The organism is Myceligenerans halotolerans (assembly GCF_054782975.1).
Genome location: NZ_BAAGRL010000010.1, coordinates 105482 through 126889 on the forward strand (window position 1 = coordinate 105482; position 21408 = coordinate 126889).

General features: G+C 72.3%; 20 protein-coding genes. 15 read left to right on the forward strand and 5 right to left on the reverse strand.

The window, feature by feature from the left end; genetic code table 11:
• The first annotated feature begins 22 nt into the window (after positions 1-22).
• The 8 genes from rapZ (at position 23) to ACYVK5_RS08605 (ending at position 7494) form a co-directional block, all read left to right on the forward strand.
• Entirely contained in the window at positions 23-958 is a 936-nt protein-coding gene (rapZ, locus tag ACYVK5_RS08570; RefSeq protein WP_460703830.1) for an RNase adapter RapZ, read from the forward strand.
• 18 nt (positions 959-976) lie between these two features.
• On the forward strand, positions 977-1957 hold the full coding sequence (locus ACYVK5_RS08575) for a gluconeogenesis factor YvcK family protein (RefSeq protein WP_460703832.1): 981 nt from the start codon (positions 977-979) through the stop codon (positions 1955-1957).
• A gap of 111 nt (positions 1958-2068) precedes the next feature.
• Entirely contained in the window at positions 2069-3049 is a 981-nt protein-coding gene (whiA, locus tag ACYVK5_RS08580; protein ID WP_460703834.1) for a DNA-binding protein WhiA, read from the forward strand.
• Between the two features lie 370 nt (positions 3050-3419).
• On the forward strand, positions 3420-4424 hold the full coding sequence (gene gap, locus ACYVK5_RS08585; protein WP_460703836.1) for a type I glyceraldehyde-3-phosphate dehydrogenase: 1005 nt from the start codon (positions 3420-3422) through the stop codon (positions 4422-4424).
• A gap of 175 nt (positions 4425-4599) precedes the next feature.
• Positions 4600-5796 carry a phosphoglycerate kinase gene (locus ACYVK5_RS08590; protein WP_460703838.1) on the forward strand — a complete coding sequence of 399 codons (1197 nt, stop codon included), beginning with the start codon at positions 4600-4602 and terminating at the stop codon, positions 5794-5796.
• A 42-nt stretch (positions 5797-5838) separates the two neighbouring features.
• The gene (gene tpiA / locus ACYVK5_RS08595) at positions 5839-6633 is read left to right on the forward strand and encodes a triose-phosphate isomerase (RefSeq protein ID WP_460703840.1); all 795 of its coding nucleotides are present in this window, start codon (positions 5839-5841) and stop codon (positions 6631-6633) included.
• Between the two features lie 198 nt (positions 6634-6831).
• Positions 6832-7074, forward strand: coding sequence for a preprotein translocase subunit SecG (secG, locus tag ACYVK5_RS08600; protein WP_460703842.1), 243 nt, complete (start codon positions 6832-6834; stop codon positions 7072-7074).
• A 60-nt stretch (positions 7075-7134) separates the two neighbouring features.
• A complete protein-coding gene (locus ACYVK5_RS08605; RefSeq protein WP_460703844.1) occupies positions 7135-7494 on the forward strand; it encodes an RNA polymerase-binding protein RbpA in 360 nt (119 codons plus the stop codon).
• A 101-nt stretch (positions 7495-7595) separates the two neighbouring features.
• Here ACYVK5_RS08605 and ACYVK5_RS08610 read toward each other — a convergent pair whose 3' ends face one another.
• From ACYVK5_RS08610 to tkt, 5 genes are all read right to left on the reverse strand, one after another.
• Positions 7596-8486 carry a 6-phosphogluconolactonase gene (locus tag ACYVK5_RS08610; protein WP_460703846.1) on the reverse strand — a complete coding sequence of 297 codons (891 nt, stop codon included), beginning with the start codon at positions 8484-8486 and terminating at the stop codon, positions 7596-7598.
• The gene (locus tag ACYVK5_RS08615) at positions 8483-9412 is read right to left on the reverse strand and encodes a glucose-6-phosphate dehydrogenase assembly protein OpcA (RefSeq protein WP_460703848.1); all 930 of its coding nucleotides are present in this window, start codon (positions 9410-9412) and stop codon (positions 8483-8485) included. Before ACYVK5_RS08615 ends, ACYVK5_RS08610 begins: the two co-directional genes overlap by 4 nt.
• Before the next feature lie 89 nt (positions 9413-9501).
• Positions 9502-11058, reverse strand: coding sequence for a glucose-6-phosphate dehydrogenase (gene zwf / locus ACYVK5_RS08620; protein WP_460703850.1), 1557 nt, complete (start codon positions 11056-11058; stop codon positions 9502-9504).
• Positions 11059-11148: 90 nt separating this feature from the next.
• Positions 11149-12258: a transaldolase gene (gene tal, locus ACYVK5_RS08625; protein WP_460703852.1), complete on the reverse strand. Its 1110-nt coding sequence runs from the start codon at positions 12256-12258 to the stop codon at positions 11149-11151.
• A 52-nt stretch (positions 12259-12310) separates the two neighbouring features.
• Entirely contained in the window at positions 12311-14419 is a 2109-nt protein-coding gene (gene tkt, locus ACYVK5_RS08630) for a transketolase (RefSeq protein ID WP_460703854.1), read from the reverse strand.
• Between the two features lie 303 nt (positions 14420-14722).
• Between tkt and ACYVK5_RS08635 the strand changes: the two genes are divergently transcribed.
• The 7 genes from ACYVK5_RS08635 (at position 14723) to ACYVK5_RS08665 (ending at position 21343) form a co-directional block, all read left to right on the forward strand.
• The gene (locus ACYVK5_RS08635) at positions 14723-15751 is read left to right on the forward strand and encodes a heme o synthase (RefSeq protein WP_460703856.1); all 1029 of its coding nucleotides are present in this window, start codon (positions 14723-14725) and stop codon (positions 15749-15751) included.
• A 25-nt stretch (positions 15752-15776) separates the two neighbouring features.
• Complete coding sequence (locus ACYVK5_RS08640) at positions 15777-16646, forward strand: HpcH/HpaI aldolase/citrate lyase family protein (protein WP_460703858.1); 870 nt, start codon at positions 15777-15779, stop codon at positions 16644-16646.
• A 60-nt stretch (positions 16647-16706) separates the two neighbouring features.
• The gene (locus ACYVK5_RS08645) at positions 16707-17648 is read left to right on the forward strand and encodes a site-specific tyrosine recombinase XerD (RefSeq protein WP_460703860.1); all 942 of its coding nucleotides are present in this window, start codon (positions 16707-16709) and stop codon (positions 17646-17648) included.
• A 126-nt stretch (positions 17649-17774) separates the two neighbouring features.
• Positions 17775-18686, forward strand: a complete 912-nt coding sequence (locus ACYVK5_RS08650; protein ID WP_460703962.1) for a ParA family protein — start codon at positions 17775-17777, stop codon at positions 18684-18686.
• Positions 18670-19665: a segregation and condensation protein A gene (locus tag ACYVK5_RS08655; RefSeq protein ID WP_460703862.1), complete on the forward strand. Its 996-nt coding sequence runs from the start codon at positions 18670-18672 to the stop codon at positions 19663-19665. Before ACYVK5_RS08650 ends, ACYVK5_RS08655 begins: the two co-directional genes overlap by 17 nt.
• On the forward strand, positions 19662-20318 hold the full coding sequence (gene scpB, locus ACYVK5_RS08660; RefSeq protein WP_460703864.1) for an SMC-Scp complex subunit ScpB: 657 nt from the start codon (positions 19662-19664) through the stop codon (positions 20316-20318). Before ACYVK5_RS08655 ends, scpB begins: the two co-directional genes overlap by 4 nt.
• Before the next feature lie 113 nt (positions 20319-20431).
• Positions 20432-21343 carry a pseudouridine synthase gene (locus ACYVK5_RS08665; RefSeq protein ID WP_460703867.1) on the forward strand — a complete coding sequence of 304 codons (912 nt, stop codon included), beginning with the start codon at positions 20432-20434 and terminating at the stop codon, positions 21341-21343.
• Positions 21344-21408: the final 65 nt, after the last annotated feature.

Below are 21408 nucleotides of genomic sequence, written 5' to 3' on the forward strand. Positions count from 1 at the left end.
CCGGACTGGCATGCTGGGCAACATGAACGAACCGTCCCCGACGACCGCACCGTCGGGCATCGCGGCGATCGACGCGGATGCGGACCCCGCGCCCGTCGATCCCCAGCCCGAAGTCCTCATCATCACCGGCATGTCCGGTGCCGGCAGGTCGCACGCCGCCGCCGTCGTGGAGGACCTCGGCTGGTACGTGGTGGACAACCTGCCGCCGATGATGCTCGTCCCGCTGGTGGACCTGATGAGCAAGGGGTCGACGATCGACTGCGTCGCGGCGGTCGTCGACGTCCGCGGCCGGGAGTTCTTCAGCGAGCTCGACAAGGTGCTCGCGCACATGAGCGAGCGCGACGTCGCGTACCGGATCCTGTTCCTCGAGGCGTCGGACGAGGTGCTGGTGCGGCGTTTCGAGCAGGTCCGCCGTCCGCACCCGTTGCAGGGGGACGGCCGGATCCTCGACGGCATCAGCGCCGAGCGTTCCCTCCTGGCCACGATCAAGGAACGCGCCGACATCGCCATCGACACCTCCGACCTGTCCGTGCACGACCTGTCCCGCGAGATCCGGCGGTCCATCGCCGACCCCGCGCAGGAGACGCTGCGCATCACACTGCTCTCGTTCGGATTCAAATACGGCATCCCGCTGGACGCGGACCACGTGGTGGACGTACGGTTCCTGGCCAACCCCTACTGGATCACCGAGCTGCGCCATCTGACCGGCCATGATGCTCCGGTGCGGGACTACGTGCTCGCCCGGCCCGGAGCGGCCGAGTTCGTGGACCGGTACGTCTCGGCCCTCGAACCCGTCCTCGCGGGCTACCTCGAGGAGGAGAAGCGCTACGCGACGATCGCCGTGGGCTGCACGGGCGGCAAGCACCGCTCGGTCGCGATGGCCGATGCCGTCGCGGAACGCCTGCGCGCGTCCGGGCACCGCGTGCGGGTCTCGGCACGTGACCTCGGACGTGAGTAAGAGCGCGGGAAGGTGCTGATGAGGCCAGAGTGGAGCAAGAACCCGGCGGTCGTGGCACTCGGTGGGGGACACGGCCTGTCGGCCTCGCTGTCCGCCCTGCGTCTCATGTCCGACCGGCTCACCGCCGTCGTCACGGTGGCCGACGACGGCGGGTCCTCCGGGCGGCTGCGCGACGAGCTCTCGGTCCTGCCGCCGGGCGACCTGCGCATGGCGCTGGCGGCGCTGTGCGACGACTCCGAGTGGGGCAGGACCTGGAGCGCCATGCTGCAGCACCGGTTCCGGTCCGACGGCGACCTGGACAACCACGCGGTGGGCAACCTGCTCATCGTGGCGCTGTGGGAACTGCTCGGCGACCCGGTGGCGGGGCTGGACTGGGTGGGCAAGCTGCTCGGCGCGCGGGGGCGGGTGCTGCCGATGGCGTCCGTGCCCCTCGTCGTGGAGGCGGACGTGCGACGGGAGCCGCACGAGACCGGGCCGGGCCGGCCCGCCGTCGAGACCGTGGTGGGGCAGAGCCGCGTGGCGGTCACGGACGGCCGCATCGAGCAGCTCCGGCTCCTGCCGTCGGACCCGCCGGCGAGCAGCGAGGCGGTCGAGGCGGTGATGGAGGCGGACTGGATCGTGCTGGGGCCGGGCTCCTGGTACTCGTCGGTGCTGGTGCATCTGCTGGTGCCGGACCTGGCGCGGGCGCTGCACGACACGACGGCACGCAAGTGCGTGACGCTCAACCTGTCGGCGGACGGCGGGGAGACGGCGGGACTGACCGCCGTCGACCACCTGGAGGCCCTGCACAAGCACGCGCCCGGGCTGCGGATCGATGCCGTGGTGGCGGACCCGTCGGCGGTCGAGGACGTGTCGGAACTGCAGGATGCCGCCGCACGGATGGGCGCCGGCCTGCTGATGCGGCAGGTGCGACGTGGCGACGGCACGGCGCGCCACGACGCGCTGCGGCTGGCTGCGGCATACCGGGACGTGTTCGAGGACGTCTTCGGGGACGTGTAGGCGCCGCATGCGGCGGCTCCGGACGAGACCTCCAACACGCCGGGACATTTCACGCGGTCCTCCGCGATTCTCCTCGTGGCAAGTACGCCTGTCCGTGGCAGGATGGCGGCCATGGCGCTCACGGGACAGGTCAAGGAGGAGCTCGCACGCGTGCGGGTGGCGAAGACGTCGTGCCGTAAGGCCGAGGTGTCCGCGACGCTGCGGTTCTCCGGTGGGCTGCACATCATCTCGGGCCGGGTGGTGATCGAGGCGGAGCTCGACAACGAGTCGGCCGCGACCAGGCTGCGCCAGGCGATCCAGGAGCTGTACGGGCACGCCAGCGAGCTGATCGTGGTCCAGGCCGGCGGTATCCGGAAGTCGTCGCGGTTCGTGGTCCGGGTGGTGCGCGACGGCGAGTCGCTGGCCCGGCAGACGGGCCTGCTCGACGCGCGGGGGCGGCCGGTGCGCGGCCTGGCGCCGGAGGTGGTGTCGTCGGGCGTGGCCGAGGCCGAGTCGGTGTGGCGGGGCGCGTTCCTGGCGCACGGGTCGCTGACCGAGCCGGGCCGGTCCATGTCGCTGGAGGTCACCAGCCCGGGGCCGGAGGCGGCCCTCGCCCTGGTCGGCGCGGCGCGGCGGCTGGGTGTGCCGGCCAAGTCGCGCGAGGTGCGCGGCGTCGACCGGGTGGTGGTCCGGGACGGCGACGCCATCGCCACGATGCTGCGCCGGATCGGCGCGCCCGAGACGCTCAAGGTGTGGGAGGAGCGGCGTGCGCGGCGCGAGGTGCGCGGCACGGCGAACCGCCTCGCGAACTTCGACGACGCCAACCTGCGCCGCTCGGCCAGGGCCGCGGTCGCCGCCGGCGCGCGCGTGCAGCGCGCCTTCGAGATTCTCGGCGACGAGGTGCCGGACCACCTGAGGCAGGCCGGCGAGCTGCGGCTCGCGCACAAGCAGGCGTCCCTCGAGGAGCTCGGCAGGCTCGCCGACCCGCAGCTGTCCAAGGACGCGGTGGCGGGCCGGATCCGCCGCCTGCTGTCGACCGCCGACAAGCGCGCGGCCGAGCTCGGCATCCCGGACACGGAGGCCGGCCTGAGCCCGGACCTCCTGGACATCTGAACGACGCGTCCCGGCCTCCCGGGCGTCCTCCGGATCCCGCGGCAAGCGCCTTCCGTCAGGGCGCGGATCCCCGGGACCAGCCGATCTGTGAGATCCGACAAAACAGCGCGTCTCAGGTAGTCCGGCTCGGGTCACGCCCGTCCCCACATCGGGTATAGGCTCGGTCGCGTCAGGTGACGACGGTGTGACCTCCACGTTTCGGCTCAGGTCACCACCTGCCCTCGTGGAGGGCGCCGCCAAGCAGCGGCTTTGCGCTGACCACTGGACAACGGCACCGCCCGTCAAGCCCCATCCAGGCAGGGCGCGGTGGAGCCCGCAAGGAATTCGAACCGTGTGCGTCGGGAACGCCGGCGCGCCTGAGGAGGGCATCGTGACCATCCGCGTCGGCATCAACGGCTTCGGCCGTATCGGACGTAACTTCTACCGCGCGCTCATCGCGTCGGGAGCGGACATCGAGGTCGTGGGCGTCAACGACCTGACCGACAACAAGACACTCGCTCACCTGCTCAAGTACGACACCGTGCTGGGCCGGTTCCCGCTGGACGTCGACTTCGACGACGAGAACATCATCGTCGACGGCAAGCCGATCAAGGCGATGGCCGAGCGCGACCCGGCGAACCTCCCCTGGGGCGAGCTGGGCGCGGACATCGTCATCGAGTCCACGGGCTTCTTCACGGACGCGACGAAGGCCAAGGCGCACATCGACGGCGGCGCGAAGAAGGTCATCATCTCGGCCCCGGCCAAGAACGAGGACGCCACGTTCGTCATGGGCGTGAACAACGAGCTGTACGACCCCGCGTCGCACCACATCGTCTCGAACGCCTCGTGCACCACGAACTGCCTCGCCCCGCTGGCGAAGGCCCTGAACGACTCGATCGGCATCGAGCGTGGCCTCATGACCACGATCCACGCCTACACCGGCGACCAGAACCTGCAGGACGGCCCGCACAAGGACCTGCGCCGCGCCCGCGCGGCCGCGACGAACATCGTGCCGACCTCGACCGGTGCCGCCAAGGCCGTGTCCCTGGTGCTCCCGGAGCTCAAGGGCAAGCTGGACGGCTACGCCCTGCGTGTGCCGACCATCACCGGCTCGGCCACCGACCTCACCTTCACCGCCTCCAAGGAGGTCACGGTGGACGAGGTCAACGCTGCCGTGAAGGCCGCCGCCGAGGGCACGCTCAAGGGCGTCCTGTCCTACGTCGAGGACGAGATCGTCTCGAGCGACATCGTCACCGACCCGCACCAGAGCATCTTCGACTCGAAGCTCACGAAGGTGATCGGCGACCAGGTCAAGGTCGTCTCCTGGTACGACAACGAGTGGGGCTACAGCAACAGCCTCGTCGCCCTGACGACCTTCGTCGGCGAGAAGCTCTGACCGACGCCTGACCCCGGGCGGCCGCAGCGCGGGCCGGAGGCAGGGCTCGCCGGGACCGAACGGTCCCGGCCGGCCCGGCCCCGGCCGTGGCGGCCTCCGGGGTCGCGTTCTGTCCGGCGAGACCCCTCGCACCGCCGTAGGGCACACCCGCACTGCCAGAAGGGCTCTGAGCACCATGAAGACCATCGACTCCCTGGGCGACCTGCGCGGCAAGCGCGTGCTCGTCCGCTCCGACTTCAACGTGCCGCTCGACGGCACCACCATCACGGACGACGGCCGCATCCGCGCCGCGCTGCCCACCCTGCGGCGGCTGGCCGACGCCGGCGCCCGCGTCGTCGTGACCGCCCACCTCGGCCGGCCCAAGGGCGAGCCGAAGCCCGAGTTCTCCCTCGCGCCGGTCGCCGCGCGCCTGGGCGAACTGCTCGGCGCCGACGTGGCCCTCGCCGAGGACGTCACCGGGCCGTCCGCGCGGAAGGTCGTCGGCGACCTCGCCGACGGCCAGGTCGCCCTGCTGGAGAACGTCCGCTTCGACGCGCGCGAGACCTCCAAGGACGACGCCGAGCGCGCCGCCCTCGCCGGCGAGCTCGCCGCGCTCGCGGACGCGTTCGTGTCCGACGGGTTCGGCGTCGTGCACCGCAAGCAGGCGTCCGTGTACGACGTCGCGCAGATCCTCCCGGCCGCGGCCGGCGAGCTGGTGCTGAAGGAGGTCGAGTCCCTGTCCCGCGCGACGGGCGACCCGGAGCGCCCGTACGCCGTCGTGCTCGGCGGCTCGAAGGTGAGCGACAAGCTCGGCGTGATCGCCAACCTGCTCACCAAGGCGGACCGCCTGCTCATCGGCGGCGGAATGGTCTTCACGTTCCTCGCGGCCAAGGGCCTGGAGGTCGGGACCTCGCTGCTGGAGAAGGACCAGATCGACGCCGTCAAGGGTTACCTGGCCACCGCCGAGGAGAACGGCGTGGAGATCGTGCTGCCGGTCGACATCGTCGTCGCGGACGCCTTCGACGCCCCGGCCCCGGCCGGCGTCGTGCCCGCGGATGCCATCCCGGCGGACAAGATCGGCCTCGACATCGGTCCGGCGTCGGGCGAGCTCTTCGCCGCGAAGCTGGCCGACACCCGGACCATCGCCTGGAACGGCCCCATGGGCGTGTTCGAGCGTGCCGACTACGCGGCCGGCACCCGGACCGTGGCGCAGGGGATCGTGGACGCGACCGCGAAGGGCGCGTTCTCCATCGTGGGTGGCGGTGACTCCGCGGCGGCCGTGCGCGCGCTCGGCTTCGACGAGGCGGGCTTCAGCCACATCTCCACGGGCGGCGGCGCGAGCCTCGAACTGCTCGAGGGCAAGGAACTGCCGGGCCTGACGGTCCTGGCCTGATCGAACGACGCCGGCCCGATCGAACAACGCGGAAGAGGAATCATGGCAGAGAACCGCACGCCGCTCATGGCGGGCAACTGGAAGATGAACCTGGACCACCAGCAGGCGATCAGCACGGTCCAGAAGCTGGCGTGGACGCTGAAGGACGCCAAGCACGACTACGGCTCGGTCGAGGTGGCGGTGCTCCCGCCGTTCACGGACCTGCGTTCCGTGCAGACGCTGGTCGACGCGGACAAGCTCGACATCCGCTACGGCGGCCAGGACCTGTCGCAGCACGAGTCCGGCGCGTTCACGGGCGAGATCTCCGGCCCGATGCTGGCCAGGCTCGGCTGCAGCTACGTGGCCGTGGGCCACTCGGAGCGCCGGCAGCACCACGCCGAGTCCGACGAGCTGGTGGCCGCCAAGACGGCCGCCGCCCTGAAGAACGGCCTGTCGCCGATCCTGTGCGTGGGGGAGGGCCTGGACGTGCGGCACTCCGGAGCCCAGGTCTCGTACACGCTCGCGCAGGTCGACGCCGCGCTGAACGGCCTGTCGGCCGAGCAGGTCGCGAAGGTGGTCATCGCGTACGAGCCGGTCTGGGCGATCGGCACGGGTGAGGTCGCCACGCCCCAGGACGCGCAGGAGGTCTGCGGCGCGATCCGCGCACGCCTCGCCGAGCTGTACGACGCCGGACTCGCGGGCGCGGTGCGCGTCCTGTACGGCGGCTCGGTGAAGTCGGGCAACGTCGCGCAGATCATGGCGCAGCCCGACATCGACGGCGCGCTCGTGGGCGGCGCCAGCCTGGACCCGGAGGAGTTCGGCAAGATCGTGCGCTACCAGTCGCACGTGACCGTGTGACGACACCCACCGACACTCCACAGTCGGCTCGTGCGACCGCCAGTCGTCGTATGAGAGACTCGGAGCCGGTGAACGACCCCCCAGTTCAGCTTTCTGACCTGGGGGTTCGTTCTCCGGGGTAACCCTCGCTTACCCTTGATCCCGATCCGCCGCCGGAGTGATCTCCGGCACACCGACCGATGAGGACGTGAAGTTTTCGTGGACGTGCTCCGCATCATCCTGCAGGTTCTGCTGGTGCTCAGCAGTGCCTTCCTGACCATGCTCGTCCTGCTTCACAAGGGCAGGGGTGGCGGTCTCTCCGACATGTTCGGTGGCGGTATCTCCATGGGCGCCGGGTCCTCCGGCGTCGCCGAGCGCAACCTGAACCGCATCACGATCGCCTTCGCGCTCGTGTGGACCGTGGTCATCGTGCTGCTCGGCCTGGTTCAGAAGGTCAGCTGACCCGAGCGGTTACGACGCGCGGGCGGTCGGCCACCCAACCTCACGGAGGGGACGAGGAACGTGGCATCTGGCGGGCATGCGATCAGGGGTAGCCGGGTAGGCGCCGGCCCCATGGGCGAGACCGAGCGGGGCGAGGCTGCCCCCCGTGTGCGGGTCTCCTACTGGTGTGCGAACGGGCACGAGACGGCACCGAGCTTCTCCGTCGGTGAGGACGTGGAGGCGCCGGTGCACTGGGACTGCCCGCAGTGCGGGTATCCGGCGGGGATGGACCCGGCGAACCCGCCGTCGCCGGTCAGGAACGAGCCGTACAAGACGCACCTGGCCTACGTGAAGGAACGCCGCTCGGAGGAGGACGGAGCGGCTCTCCTCGCCGAGGCACTGGAAGCGCTCCACACCCGCCGCGGCCGCATCGCGAGCTGAGGCGACACACCGAGCTGACGCAACACACCGACGCGCCGAGGCAAGGTCCACGCGTGGACCTTGCCTCGGTCTCGTGCTCGATCGTGACGGCCGCTGCCTGCCTACCCTCCGGCCGCCGCGGCGTCCAGGAGCCAGAGGGTGCGGGACCGGCCCACGGCGCCGGCAGCCGGGACGTCGGTCACCGCGCCCGGGACACCGTCCGTCGTCGTGCCCAGCGCCGCCGCGGCCTGGGCCGCCTTCTCCGCGCCCGCCGCGACGATCCAGACCTCGCGCGCCGCGCGGATGGCATCGAACGTCAGCGAGACGCGCTCCGGCGGGGGCTTGGGAGAGTTGTGCACGCCCACCGCGACGCCCCCGGCGGCCAGCCCTTCGTGTCCCGGGAACAACGAGGCGACATGCCCGTCCGGTCCCATACCCAGAAGCAGCACGTCGAACGCGGGCACGACGACTCCCGTCGACGAGCCTGAGCCCGCGCCCGGCTCCGCCCCGGCCGCAGCCGCCCCGGCCACGGCGTCCGACGTCGTCCCGTCACCCGCGAACCGCGCCAGCTCCGCCGCGTACGCGGCGGCGCCCTCCTCGGGTGAGCCGACGGCGGACGGGCCCGGCATGGCGTGCACGTTCTCGCCCGGCAGCCCGTGGCCGGCGACCAGCGCGTCGAGCAGCGCCTCGCGGGCCTGGGTCTCGTTGCGGTCCGGGTCGCCGTCGGGCAGGAACCGCTCGTCGCCCCACCACAGGTGTACGCCGCTCCAGTCCACGGCCGTGACGAGCGGCGACACGGCGGCACGCGCGAGCGTGCGGATGCCGACGGTGCCGCCCGTGAGCACGACGTGCACCGGTGAGCGCACCGACTGCACGTCGAGGATGCGGGTGAGCAGTCGCGCGGCCGCCGCCTCGGCCAGGACGCCGGCGTCGGGGTGCACGACGACGAGCCGCGCGGCCGGCGGCGCACCGGCCCGCGCCGCGACCGGCGTCGTCCCCGGGCCGTCGCTCATGCCGCGCTCTCCACCCGGACCAGGGGCAGGCCCTTGGCCAGGACCTGTTCGTAGACCTCGTCGGGGTCGAGGCGGCGCAGCTCCTCGATGAGGGCCTCGTTGAGCTTGCGGATCGGCAGCGAGATACGCCGCTCCGGCTTGCCGGGCTGGGTGATCGTGACGACCCGGCCGTCGGGCCGGTCCAGCACGATGTCGCCGTCCTTGCGCTCCAGGACGACCCGGGTGATCGCCTCGGCGCCCGCGACGGGCGCGACCGTGGCGGGCGCGCCGAGACGCTCGCCGAGCCAGGCCGCGAGCAGGTGCAGCGACGTGTGCCGGACCTCGCCCTCGACGCGCACGCCGTGCACGGACTCGAACGGGGGCTGCTCGACGGCGGCGGCGATGAGCGCCCGCCACAGCGTCACGCGGGCCCAGGCCAGGTCGGTGTCGCCGGGCCGGGACACGCCGGGGAGCGTGTGCAGCATCGCTACCGGGTCCTCGACGGCGGTGGTGTCGGTGATCCGGCGGTGCGCCATGGCGCCGACCGGGTCGGCGCCCGGCTCGGCGGGCGCCTCACGCGGCCACCAGGCCACGATGGGGGCGTCGGGCAGGAGGAGCGGCATCACGAGGGTGTCGCAGCGCTCCAGCAGCGGACCGGAGGCCCGCAGCACCACGACCTCCGACGCGCCGGCGTCGCCGCCCACGCGGATCTGGGCGTCCAGACGGGCGTCGGCGCCGTCGCGGGCGGGCGCCACGACGATGACGCGGCACGGGTGCTCCCGGCTGGCGTCGTTGGTGGTGGCCACCGCCTCCTCGACGTCCTGCTCGTCGGCGAGGACCACCAGGGTCAGCACGCGGCCCAGGGCGACGGCGCCGCCCTCGTCGCGCAGCCGGACCAGCCGCCGGTTGACGTCGTTGGTGGTGGTGCCTGGCATGTCAATTATCACGGTCCCCGCCCTTCGAGGTGGTGCCTTCGCGTTCCGGCGACGTCATTCTCCCCGCCCTTCGAGGTGGTGCCTGCGCGCTCCGGAGACGATCACGGTCGCCTCCAGGCCCGGCCGTCGCGGGCCAGCATCTCGTCCGCCGACGGCGGTCCCCACGTCCCGGACGCGTACTGCTCCGGCTGGCCCTGCTTCGCCCAGTAGGCGGTGATCGGGTCGAGCACCTTCCAGGAGAGCTCCACCTCCTGGTGCGTGGGGAACAGCGGCGGGTCGCCCAGCAGCACGTCGAGGATGAGCCGCTCGTACGCCTCCGGCGAGGACTCGGTGAACGAGTGCCCGTAGCCGAAGTCCATCGTGACGTCGCGCACCTGCATCGCCGTGCCCGGCACCTTGGCGCCGAACCGCATCGTGACGCCCTCGTCGGGCTGCACGCGGATCACCAGGGCGTTGTTCCCCAGCTCCGACGTGAGGGACGACTCGAACGGCAGGTGCGGCGCCTTCTTGAAGACCACCGCCACCTCGGTGACGCGGCGGCCCAGCCGCTTGCCGCTGCGCAGGTAGAACGGGACGCCCGCCCAGCGGCGGTTGTCCACGTCCACCTTGATGGCGGCGTACGTCTCCGTGGTGGAGTCCGGCGCGATGCCGTCCTCCTGCAGGAAGCCGTTGACCTCCTCGCCGCCCTGCCACGCCGGCGCGTACTGCCCGCGCGCGGTGTGCCGGCCCAGCGACTTCGGCAGCCGCAGCGACGACAGCACCTTGATCTTCTCGGCGCGCAGCTCGGCGGCGTCGAACGTGACCGGCTCCTCCATCGCGACCAGGGCGAGGAGCTGCAGCAGGTGGTTCTGGATGACGTCGCGGGCGGCGCCGATCCCGTCGTAGTAGCCCGCGCGGCCGCCGATGCCGATGTCCTCGGCCATGGTGATCTGCACGTGGTCCACGTAGTTCGCGTTCCAGATCGGCTCGAACATCTGGTTGGCGAACCGCAGCGCCAGGATGTTCTGGACCGTCTCCTTGCCGAGGTAGTGGTCGATGCGGAACACCGAGTCGGGGGAGAAGACCTCGGAGACGACGGCGTCAAGCTCGCGCGCACTCGCCAGGTCGTGGCCGAACGGCTTCTCGATGACGACGCGCCGCCACGCCTCGCCGTCGGACAGGTCCGTGTCGGGGGCCGACAGCCCGTGCTTCGCCAGCTGCCGGCACACCAGGGGGAACGCGCTCGGCGGCACGGACAGGTAGAAGGCGTGGTTCCCGCCGGTGCCCCGCTCGGCGTCCAGGGTCTCGACCGTCTCGCGCAGGCGCTCGAACGCGTCGTCGTCGTCGAAGGAGCCCTCGACGAACCGGATGCCCTCCGCGAGCTGACGCCAGGTGGCCTCGCGGAAGGGGGTGCGCGCGTGCTCCTTGACCGCGTCGTGCACGATCTGGGCGAAATCCTGGTCCGACCACTCCCGGCGGGCGAAGCCCGTCAGCGCGAAGCCGGGCGGCAGCAGGCCGCGGTTGGCGAGGTCGTACACCGCGGGCATGAGCTTCTTGCGCGACAGGTCGCCCGTGACCCCGAAGATGACCAGACCGCAGGGTCCCGCGATGCGGGGCAGGCGCAGATCGATGGGGTCACGGAGCGGGTTGTGTTCGGCACTGATCCTTGCTGGTCGCAACGACGTCCTCCGAGATCGTTCGTGTGTATCGCGACGCCGGCCCACGGCCGCCGCCGCGCGGCGGGCCCGGGGGCCCGCCGCGTCCTGCGGTCAGCCCGCGCTGTCGAGGCCGGCCTGGGTGGTGGCCAGCAGCTCGTCCCAGCTCTTCTCGAACTTGACCACGCCTTCGTCCTCCAGGAGCTGCGTGACCTCGGCCATGGAGATGCCGTGGGCCTCGATCGCGGCGATGGTCGCCGCCGCGGTCCCGGCGGTGCCGGTGACCGTGTCGGCGAGCACGATGCCGTGGTCGGCGAACGCGTCCAGGGTCTTCTCCGGCATCGTGTTGACGACGCCGTCGACGACGAGCTCGTCCACGTACATGGTGTCGCGGTAGTCCGGGTTCTTCACGCCGGTGGACGCCCACAGCGGGCGCTGCGGGTGGGCCCCCGCGGCCGCGAGGGCGGACCAGCGCGCACCGGCGAAGACCTCCTCGTAGGCCGCGTAGGCGAGGCGGGCGTTCGCGATGGCGGCCTGGCCGCGCAGCGCGAGGGCGTCCTCCGAGCCGACGGCGTCGAGGCGCTTGTCGACCTCCGAGTCCACACGGGAGACGAAGAACGACGCCACCGAGCCGATGGGGGACAGGTCGTGCCCGTTCGCCCTCGCCGCCTCCAGGCCTGCGAGGAACGCGTCCATGACGGCCTTGTACCGCTCGATCGAGAAGATCAGCGTGACGTTCACGCTGATGCCCTCGGCGAGCGTCGCGGTGATGGCGGGCAGGCCCTCGACCGTGGCCGGGATCTTGATCATGACGTTCGGCCGGTCCACCGTGGCCCACAGGCGCTTCGCGACCGCGATCGTGGCCTCGGTGTCGCGGGCCAGGCGCGGGTCCACCTCGATGGACACCCGGCCGTCGACCGTGCCCGAGCGGTCGTACACGCCGCGCAGCACGTCGGCCGCGGCACGCACGTCGTCGGTGGTGATCCGCTCGACCGCGGCCTCGACGTCCGTCCCGGCCAGCTCGGCGAGGGCGGCGTCGTACGCGTCGCCCTGGGACAGCGCGCCGGCGAAGATCGTCGGGTTCGTGGTGACGCCCACGACGTCCCTGGTCCCGATCAGCTCCGCGAGGTTGCCGGTGTCCAGCCGCTCGCGCGACAGGTCGTCCAGCCAGATGGCCACGCCCGCCTCGGACAGCCGCTTGGTGGGGTTCGCCTGCTCAGTCATGTGCCGTGCTCCTCTCTCGTTCGTACGCTCGGATGCCCGGGGTCCGGACGACTCAGGCCCCCGCGGCGGCGATCGAGTCCTTCGCGGCCTGGGCCACGGCCTCGGCCGTGATGCCGTACTCCGTGAAGAGCGTCTGGTAGTCGGCCGAGGCGCCGTAGTGCTCGAGCGAGACGGAACGACCGGCGTCGCCCACGAACTCGCGCCAGCCCTGCGCGATACCGGCCTCGACCGACACGCGTGCCTTCACGGCGGCCGGGAGCACCTGCTCGCGGTAGGTCTCGTCCTGCTTCGCGAACCACTCCACCGACGGCATCGACACGACGCGCGCCCGCACGCCGTCCGCGGCGAGGATCTCGCGCGCCCGCACCGCGAGCTGCACCTCGGAGCCGGTGCCGATGAGGATCACGTCGGGCGTGCCCTCGGTGTCCAGCAGGGTGTAGCCGCCCTTGAGGGTTCCCTCGGCGCCGGCGAAGCCGTCCGTGCCGCGCGGGAACGTCGGCACGTTCTGGCGGGTGAGCACGATCCCGGACGGGTTCTGCGTGTTCTCCAGGATGCCGCGCCAGGCCCACGCGGTCTCGTTGGCGTCCGCGGGGCGCACGACGTCCAGGTGCGGGATGGCGCGCAGCGCCGCGAGGTGCTCGACCGGCTGGTGCGTGGGGCCGTCCTCGCCGAGCCCGATCGAGTCGTGCGTCCACACGAACGTCGTCGGGATCTCCATGAGGGCCGCCAGGCGGACCGACGCGCGCATGTAGTCCGCGAACTGGAGGAACGTGCCGCCGTACGGGCGGGTCAGGCCGTGCAGCACGATGCCGTTGAGGATCGCGCCCATGCTGTGCTCGCGGATGCCGAAGTGCAGCGTGCGGCCGTACGGGTTGCCGGGGAACTTCTTCGTGGCGTGCTCCGCCGGGACGAACGACGGCTCGCCGTCCATCGTCGTGTTGTTCGAGCCCGCGAGGTCGGCGGAACCGCCCCACAGCTCGGGCAGCACGTCCTTCAGGGCGGTCAGGACCTTGCCCGACGCCGCACGCGTGGCCAGGCCCTTCTCGGTGTCCGCCGCGAACTCGGGCAGCTCGCCGGCCCATCCCTCGGGCAGCTCGCGCTTCGTGAGGCGGTCCAGCAGCGCGGCGCTCTCGGGCCGGGCCGCACGCCAGGACGTGTACGCCTCCTCCCACGCCTTGCGCTCGCCGGCCTGGTGCTCGGCGACGGCGCGGGTGTGCGCCAGCACGTCGTCGTCGATGTGGAAGGACGCCTCGGGGTCGAGACCGAGCTCCCGCTTCAGGCCCGCCAGCTCCTCGCCGCCGAGCTTCGAGCCGTGGATGCCGCCCGTGTTCTGCTTGCCGGGGGACGGCCAGCCGATGATGGTGCGCAGCGCGATGATCGACGGCTTGCCGGTCTCCGCCTTGGCCGCGTCGATGGCGGCCGCCAGCCCCTCGACGTCCTCGGCGTAGCCGGTGCCGCCCGAGGTCCAGTCCACCTTCTGCGTGTGCCAGCCGTACGCGGCGTAGCGCCCCAGGACGTCCTCGGTGAACGCGATGTCGGTGTCGTCCTCGATCGAGATCTTGTTGTCGTCCCAGATCAGGATCAGGTTGCCGAGCTGCTGGTGGCCCGCGAGCGACGACGCCTCGCTGGTGACGCCCTCCTGGAGGTCGCCGTCGGACGCGATGACGTACACGTGGTGATCGAACGGCGACGTCCCGGGCGCCGCCTCCGGGTCGAGCAGACCCCGCTCGCGACGGGCCGCGAACGCCATGCCGACGGCCGAGGCCAGGCCCTGACCGAGCGGGCCGGTGGTGATCTCCACGCCCTCGGTGTGGCGGTACTCCGGGTGGCCCGGCGTCTTGGAGCCCCAGCTGCGCAGCGCGGCGATGTCCTCCATCTCCAGGCCGTAGCCGGCCAGGAAGAGCTGGAGGTAGATCGTCAGGGAGGAATGGCCGGCGCTCAGCACGAACCGGTCCCGGCCCACCCACGCCGGATCGGCCGGGTCGTGGCGCATCGTCTTCTGGAACAGCAGATAGGCGGCGGGAGCCAGGGAGATCGCCGTGCCGGGGTGCCCGTTGCCGACCTTCTCCACGGCATCGGCCGCGAGCGCCTTGATCGACGTCACCGCGCGCTGGTCGAGCTCGGACCAGTCGAACGGGGACAGGGTGGGGTCGAACGTCATCTCGAATCCTCTTCTCACCGCCGGCGCAGGCAGCCGCGCGGGTCGTACGTGCGGCGGCGGCTTCGTGACCGGCCGCCGTGGATACCGCACTCACCCTATAACCGCACCCAGACACTCGCGTCGAGCTGTCCGCTCCGTGTACGCCGGCCGCCGGCCGCGGGTGCGCGCGCTCGCGGTGCGGGGCGGTGCCGGCCCGTCGCGAACGTCACATCGCGGCCCGTCGCGGGGGAGGAGCGCCCGGCCTCGCGGGCGTCGTACCATGAGCACGCCCTGTCCCCCTCGTCGGAACGGAACGTCCATCTCGTGAGCACAGCATCGCCGTCGTCCATGGACAGAGCGCCTGCGGCCACGGCCGGGACACCGGCGCCGGGCCGTGCCCCGGCGGGCGACGAGGCCGGCGACGTGCGGGAGGGCCTGGCCAACTACGACCGCCGCCCCGGCGGCCGGTTCCTGCGGCGGGCGGGCGCGTATGTCGCGCTGACGAAGCCGCGCGTGATCGAGCTGCTGCTGGTCACCACCATTCCCACGATGATCCTGGCGGAGGGCGGCTGGCCGTCGGTGGGGCTGATGGCGGCCACGCTGGTCGGCGGGGCCCTCGCGGCGGGGAGTGCGAACGCGTTCAACATGTACCTGGACCGGGACATCGACCGGCTGATGAACCGGACGAAGCGCCGGCCGCTGGTGACCGGTGAGATCTCGCCGCGTGCGGGCCTGGTGTTCTCGTGGGTGCTGTGCGGGTTGTCGCTGGCGTGGTTCGCGCTGGTGGTGAACCTCGCGGCGGCGTGGCTGACGGCGGCCGCGATCGCGATCTACGTGGTCGGGTACACGATGATCCTCAAGCGGCGGACGCCGCAGAACATCGTGTGGGGCGGCATCGCGGGCTGCATGCCGGTGTTCATCGGCTGGGCGGCCGTGACGGGGGGCCTGAGCTGGTCGGCGGTGGCGCTGTTCGGCGTGATCTTCTTCTGGACGCCGCCGCACTACTGGCCGTTGTCGATCAAGTTCAAGCGGGACTACGCGGCGGCTGACGTGCCGATGCTGCCCGTGGTGTCCGACGAGCGCCGGGTGGCCGCGGAGATGGTCGGCTACACGTTCGCGATGATCGCCTGTTCCCTGGTGCTGGTGCCGCTGGCGGGTATGTCGTGGGTCTACACGGCGGTGGCCGCGGGTCTGGGTGCGTGGTTCCTGGCCTCCACGATCCTCATGCTGCGGCGCGCGAAGCAGGGTGCCACGGGCAAGCGGCTCGGTGCGATGAAGGTCTTCCACGCCTCGATCACGTATCTGTCGGTGCTGTTCCTCGCGGTCGCGGTGGACGTCTTCCTGCCCTTCTGACTGGCATAGCATCGACCCTGTGACCGTGACCGACTCCACTGACCTCACCGCCCGCCGCGCCTCCCGCGAGAAGACCCGCGTCGCACCCGACTACGCGCGCTCGTGGCTGCTGCTCTCGGCGATGCGGACCGACGCGTTCGACCATGCCCAGCTCTCCCGCGCCGATCAGATCCTCCTCGACTGCGAGGACGCGATCGACGACAGCCTGAAGGACGAGGCGCGGATGCGCGTCATCGAGTGGCTGCGCGGTGGCGGGTCCGGCTGGGTCCGGATCAACGACCGCACGTCGAGCGCGTGGGCCGACGACGTGGCCCAGCTGCGCGACGTGGAGGGGCTCGCGGGCGTCATGCTCGCCAAGACCGAGTCGGCGGACGACGTCATCGACACGGCTCAGCGTCTGGGCGGCGAGGTGCCCGTGATCCCGCTCGTGGAGTCCGCCCTCGGTATCGAGGAGTCGGTGAACATCGCCCGCGCGCGGGGGACGTTCCGGCTCGCGTTCGGCTCGGGCGACTACCGCCGCGACACGGGCGCGGCGAACGAGCCGATCGCGATGGCGTACCCGCGCACCCGGCTCGTGCTGGCGAGCCGGATCGGCGGGCTGCCCGGTCCGGTGGACGGCCCGACGGTCGGTTCCGCGCACGCGCTGCTGCGCGAGCAGTCGGCCGACGCCGTGGTGCTGGGCATGACCGGGAAGCTCTGCCTGGACCTCGAGCAGCCCGGGGTCATCAACGAGTGCTTCAGCCCGTCGCCGGCCGACGTCGCCTGGGCGGTCGACTTCCTCGCCGAGTTCGAGGCCGCCGGCAGCGTGATCCGCGACGGCTCCGACAAGCCCCGGCTGGCCCGGGCCCAGGTGATCCGCAGCCGGGCGGAGCTGTTCAACATCAACCCGTCGTGACCGGGTCAAATCACGGCGTGCCATGGTGGCGGGCGGGGCGGTCGGGGGCATGATGGGGCCGTGTCCAGCCTGACGGAGGCCGACGGTTCGCTCGGCGGGCCGCTCCGCGACTACCTCGCCCACCTGCGGGTCGAGCGCGGGCTGTCCGCCAACACCGTCGCCGCCTACGCCCGCGACCTCACGCGCTACGTCACCCACCTGAACGGGCTGGGCCGCGCGCGCGTCGGCGAGGTCACCCAGGCGGACGTGCTCGCCCACGTGGACGCGATCCGGCGGGGGAGCGACGGTGGCGCCCCGCTGTCGGCGTCGTCCACGGCGCGGGCGCTGGCCGCGGTCCGCGGCTGGCACCGCTTCGCGCACGCGGAGGGCCTGGCCGACGCCGACCCCACCACCGAGGTGCACGCGCCCACCCGGATGCGGCGGCTGCCGCACGCCCTGGGCGTGGACGACGTGGCACGCCTGCTCGACGCCGCCGGCCTCGGCGAGGGTCCCGTCCCGCTGCGCGACCGCGCGCTGCTGGAACTGCTGTACGCGACCGGCGGCCGGATCTCGGAGATCGTCGGCCTCGACGTGGACGACGTCGGCGAGGCGCCCGTCGTGCGGCTGCACGGCAAGGGCGACAAGGAGCGCGTGGTGCCGGTCGGGTCGTTCGCCCGGGAGGCCGTCGAGGCCTACCTGGTGCGTGCCCGGCCCGACCTGGCGTCCGCGGCCCGGCAGCGCAGCGCGCCCGCCCTGTTCCTCAACACCCGGGGCGCGCGGATGTCGCGGCAGTCGGCCTGGGCCGCGCTCCAGGCCGCGGCCGGCCGCGCCGGGCTGAACGGCGTCTCGCCGCACACGCTGCGGCACTCCTACGCGACGCACCTGCTGGCCGGGGGCGCGGACGTGCGCGTGGTGCAGGAACTGCTGGGCCACGCGTCCGTGACGACCACGCAGATCTACACGATGGTCACCCCGGACGCCCTCCGCGAGGTCTACGCGGCCACCCACCCCCGCGCGCGCTGAGCCGCCGGCGCGGGGAGACGCGGGGAATCTCGGGCGCGCCGGGGTTTCGGCGAGTTCCTGGCATGAGCCTGGTATAGCGTGACGGGCGTGAGCGAGGCACCCAGCCGAACGGAGGGAGCGGGCGAGATGACGGACACGCTGGTCGACGTCGGTCCCGCGCCCGGTGATCCGCCCGGCGGGCGGCCCGATCCCGACGCCCCCCGGGACGTGGTGGGGCGGGTGATGCCCGTCTTCCCCGAGCCGCCGCGGCTGACGAGCCACGGCCCGGCCCGCATCATCGCGATGTGCAACCAGAAGGGCGGCGTCGGCAAGACCACCACGACCATCAACCTGGGCGCCTGCCTGGCCGAGCACGGCCGCAAGGTGCTCCTCGTGGACTTCGACCCGCAGGGCGCGGCGTCCGTCGGGATCGGCGTCAACCCGCACGAGCTCGACGTCACGATCTACAACGTGCTCATGGAACGCGGCGTGCGCATCGAGGACGCCCTGATCGAGTCGGGCATCGACGGGCTCGACGTGCTCCCGGCGAACATCGACCTGTCCGCGGCCGAGGTCCAGCTCGTGGGAGAGGTCGCGCGGGAGTCCGTGCTGTCGCGGGCGCTGCGCCCGATCGTCGACGACTACGACGTCATCCTCATCGACTGCCAGCCGTCCCTCGGGCTGCTCACCGTCAACGCGCTGACCGCCGCGCACGGCGTGCTCATCCCGCTGGAGTGCGAATTCTTCGCGCTGCGCGGCGTCGCGCTGCTGGTCGAGACCATCGAGAAGGTGCGGGACCGGCTGAACCCGGCCCTGGAGATCGACGGTATCCTTCCCACCATGTACGACTCGCGCACCCTCCACTCCCGGGAGGTCGTGGCCCGGGTGCACGAGGCCTTCGGCGACACGCTGCTGCACTCCGTGATCGGACGCACCGTGAAGTTCCCCGACGCCACCGTCGCCGCCGAGCCGATCACCGCCTACGCGCCGGGCCACCCCGGCGCGTCCGCCTATCGCCAGCTCGCCCGGGAGCTCGTGGCCCGTGGCCACGCCGCCTGAGGTCCTGGAGGCACCCGGCGACATCCTGTCCGACGGCGATCCGGCCTCCAGCGACGAAGCCGTACCCGGACCGGAGGGCCGGCAGGAGGCCGCCCCGCACGACGACGGCCCCGTCCCGAAGCGCACCGCCGGCGGCTTCGAGGTCCACCTCGACAACTTCACCGGCCCGTTCGACCTGCTCCTGAGCCTCATCACCAAGCGCGAGATGGACGTCACCGAGGTGGCGCTCGCGGCCGTGACCGACGAGTTCGTGGCGCACATCCGCGCCGCGGAGGAGGCGGCGCGGGAAGCCGCCGACCGCGGGGACGACCACCCGTCGTGGGACCTGGGCGTGGCCTCGGAGTTCCTCGTCGTCGCGGCGACACTGCTCGACATCAAGGCCGCCCGGCTGCTGCCCGGCGTCATCGAGGAGGACCTCGAGGACCTGGAGCTGCTGGAGGCGCGCGACCTGCTGTTCGCGCGGCTGCTGCAGTACCGCGCCTACAAGGAGATCTCGGCGCTCCTCGCCGAGCGGATGGCGACGGCGGCGCGGCGCGTGCCACGCCTCGCGCCACTGGAGCCGCATCTCACGGCGCTGCTGCCGGAACTGAAGTGGACCCTGGACGGGGCACGGCTCGCCGCGCTGGCCGCGAAGGCCCTGCAGCCGAAGCCGCCCCCCGAGGTCTCCCTCACCCACCTGCACGCCCCGGCGGTCAGCGTGCGGGAGGAGGCGGGCACGATCGTGCTCCGCCTGCGGGCCGAGCACGTGCTGACGTTCCGCGCGCTCACCGCCGGGGTCGAGCGCATCGTGGTCGTGGCGCGGTTCCTCGCCCTGCTGGAACTGTTCCGGGACCGCCTGGTCAGCTTCGAGCAGGTCACCTCGCTCGGCGAGCTGACGGTCCGCTGGGCGGCCGGACCCGGCGACGGCGGGAAGTACCTCGACCCCGACGCCGGCCCCAGCGAGTTCGACGAGGACGACATGCCGGAGGAGGAGACATGACCGACGTGCAGGAGAGAACCGACGAGGTCGCGACGGGCCCGGCCCGGACCGGACCCGGCGACGCGGTGCCCGAGGAACTGCCCGTCGTCGACGTCGAGGAGCTCCCCGGCGGGGCACGCGCCGCGCTGGAGGCCGTGCTCATGGTCGCCGACGCACCCGTCCCGGAGGAGCGGCTCGCCGCGACGCTCGGCCTGCCGCAGCGCGAGGTGCGGGACCTGCTGGAGGAGATCGCCGACGAGTACCGCGGCGAGCTCGGCGGCCGCCCGCGCGGGTTCGAGCTGCGCCGCGGCGCCGAAGGATGGCGGATCTACTCCTCGACCGCCCACGGCGACGTCGTCGGCCGGTTCGTGCTCGACGGGCAGACCGCGAAACTGAGCCAGGCCGCGCTGGAGACGCTCGCCGTGATCGCCTACCGGCAGCCCGTCACGCGCGGGCAGGTCAGCGCGGTGCGCGGGGTCAACGTCGACGGCGTGGTGCGCACGCTGCTCACGCGCGGGCTCATCGCCGAGATCGAGCAGGACCCGGCTACGGGTGCGGTTCTGTTCGGAACCACGGGATACTTCCTGGAGCGGATGGGTTACGACTCGCTCGACGAACTGCCCCCGCTCGCCCCGCACCTCCCGGACCTGGACACGCTAGAGGGCCTGGACTGAGGGGCGCGCCGGATGATCGGTCCGTTCGCGAGTGATCGGCAGTTCGAACTACCGATCGCTCACGCGAGTGCCGACCGGGACCGGCGTCACCACCGAACTACCGAGAAGGAACGATGAACCAGCACAGCCGCGGCGGGAGCCGCCGCAACAACGAGAACCGTGCCGCAGGGAACCGGGCCGGGCAGGGGCGCTCGCAGGGGCGTCGCCAGCCCGGTGCCCGGCCGGGCACCCAGGACCGGCCCGGCGCCGGCCGCCGTCGTCCCCCGTCCTCCGAGCCGCCGCGTGACGTGCACGTCGCCGACGGCGTCCGGCTGCAGAAGGTGCTCGCGCAGGCGGGCTTCGGGTCGCGGCGGGCGTGCGAGGAGCTGATCGAGCGCGGCCACGTCGAGGTCGAGGGCGTGCTGGTGACCGAGCTGGGCGTGCGGGTCGACCCCGTGAAGTCCGTCATCCACGTGGACGGGCTGCGCGTGCAGCTCGACCAGGACAAGATCACGCTCGCGCTGCACAAGCCGCACGGCGTCGTGTCCACCATGCACGACCCGGAGGGCCGCCCGACCGTCGCCGAGCTGGTGCGGAACCGCGAGGAACGCCTGTTCCACGTCGGCCGCCTGGACGCGGACAGCGAGGGGCTGCTGCTGCTCACGAACGACGGCGAACTGGCGAACCGGCTCTCGCACCCCCGGTACGAGATCCCGAAGACGTACGTGGTGACGGTCGAGGGCGGCCAGGTCTACCCGCGGATCATCCGGGACCTGACGCGCGGCGTCGAGCTCGACGACGGGACGGCGCGGCTGGACTCGGTCAAGGTGCTGCAGGAGGTCCCGGACGCCACGCTGCTCGAGGTGGTGCTGCACGAGGGCCGCAACCGGATCGTGCGCCGGATGTTCGACGCGGTGGAGCGTCCGGTGACGCGGCTGGTGCGCACGCGGATCGGGCCGATCCGGCTCGGGGACCTGAAGCCGGGGCGGACCCGGGTGCTGGGCCGGGTCGAGCTCGGGCAGCTGATGTCGGACGTCGAGATGTGACGTGCGGACGTGACGCCGAGGCGTGACGCGACGTGACGACGACCGGAGCGGGTCGTCGTGAGAGG

What these genes read in the sequence shown, in the direction of transcription:
- rapZ (WP_460703830.1), top strand. Translation starts at nt 23, where the DNA reads ATGAACGAACCGTCCCCGACGACCGCACCGTCGGGCATCGCGGCGATC.
- tkt (WP_460703854.1), bottom strand. Translation starts at nt 14,419, where the DNA reads ATGACGTTCGACCCCACCCTGTCCCCGTTCGACTGGTCCGAGCTCGAC.
- tal (WP_460703852.1), bottom strand. Translation starts at nt 12,258, where the DNA reads ATGACTGAGCAGGCGAACCCCACCAAGCGGCTGTCCGAGGCGGGCGTG.
- ACYVK5_RS08610 (WP_460703846.1), bottom strand. Translation starts at nt 8,486, where the DNA reads ATGAGCGACGGCCCGGGGACGACGCCGGTCGCGGCGCGGGCCGGTGCG.
- whiA (WP_460703834.1), top strand. Translation starts at nt 2,069, where the DNA reads ATGGCGCTCACGGGACAGGTCAAGGAGGAGCTCGCACGCGTGCGGGTG.
- ACYVK5_RS08590 (WP_460703838.1), top strand. Translation starts at nt 4,600, where the DNA reads ATGAAGACCATCGACTCCCTGGGCGACCTGCGCGGCAAGCGCGTGCTC.
- ACYVK5_RS08665 (WP_460703867.1), top strand. Translation starts at nt 20,432, where the DNA reads ATGAACCAGCACAGCCGCGGCGGGAGCCGCCGCAACAACGAGAACCGT.
- scpB (WP_460703864.1), top strand. Translation starts at nt 19,662, where the DNA reads ATGACCGACGTGCAGGAGAGAACCGACGAGGTCGCGACGGGCCCGGCC.
- ACYVK5_RS08650 (WP_460703962.1), top strand. Translation starts at nt 17,775, where the DNA reads ATGACGGACACGCTGGTCGACGTCGGTCCCGCGCCCGGTGATCCGCCC.
- tpiA (WP_460703840.1), top strand. Translation starts at nt 5,839, where the DNA reads ATGGCAGAGAACCGCACGCCGCTCATGGCGGGCAACTGGAAGATGAAC.
- ACYVK5_RS08575 (WP_460703832.1), top strand. Translation starts at nt 977, where the DNA reads ATGAGGCCAGAGTGGAGCAAGAACCCGGCGGTCGTGGCACTCGGTGGG.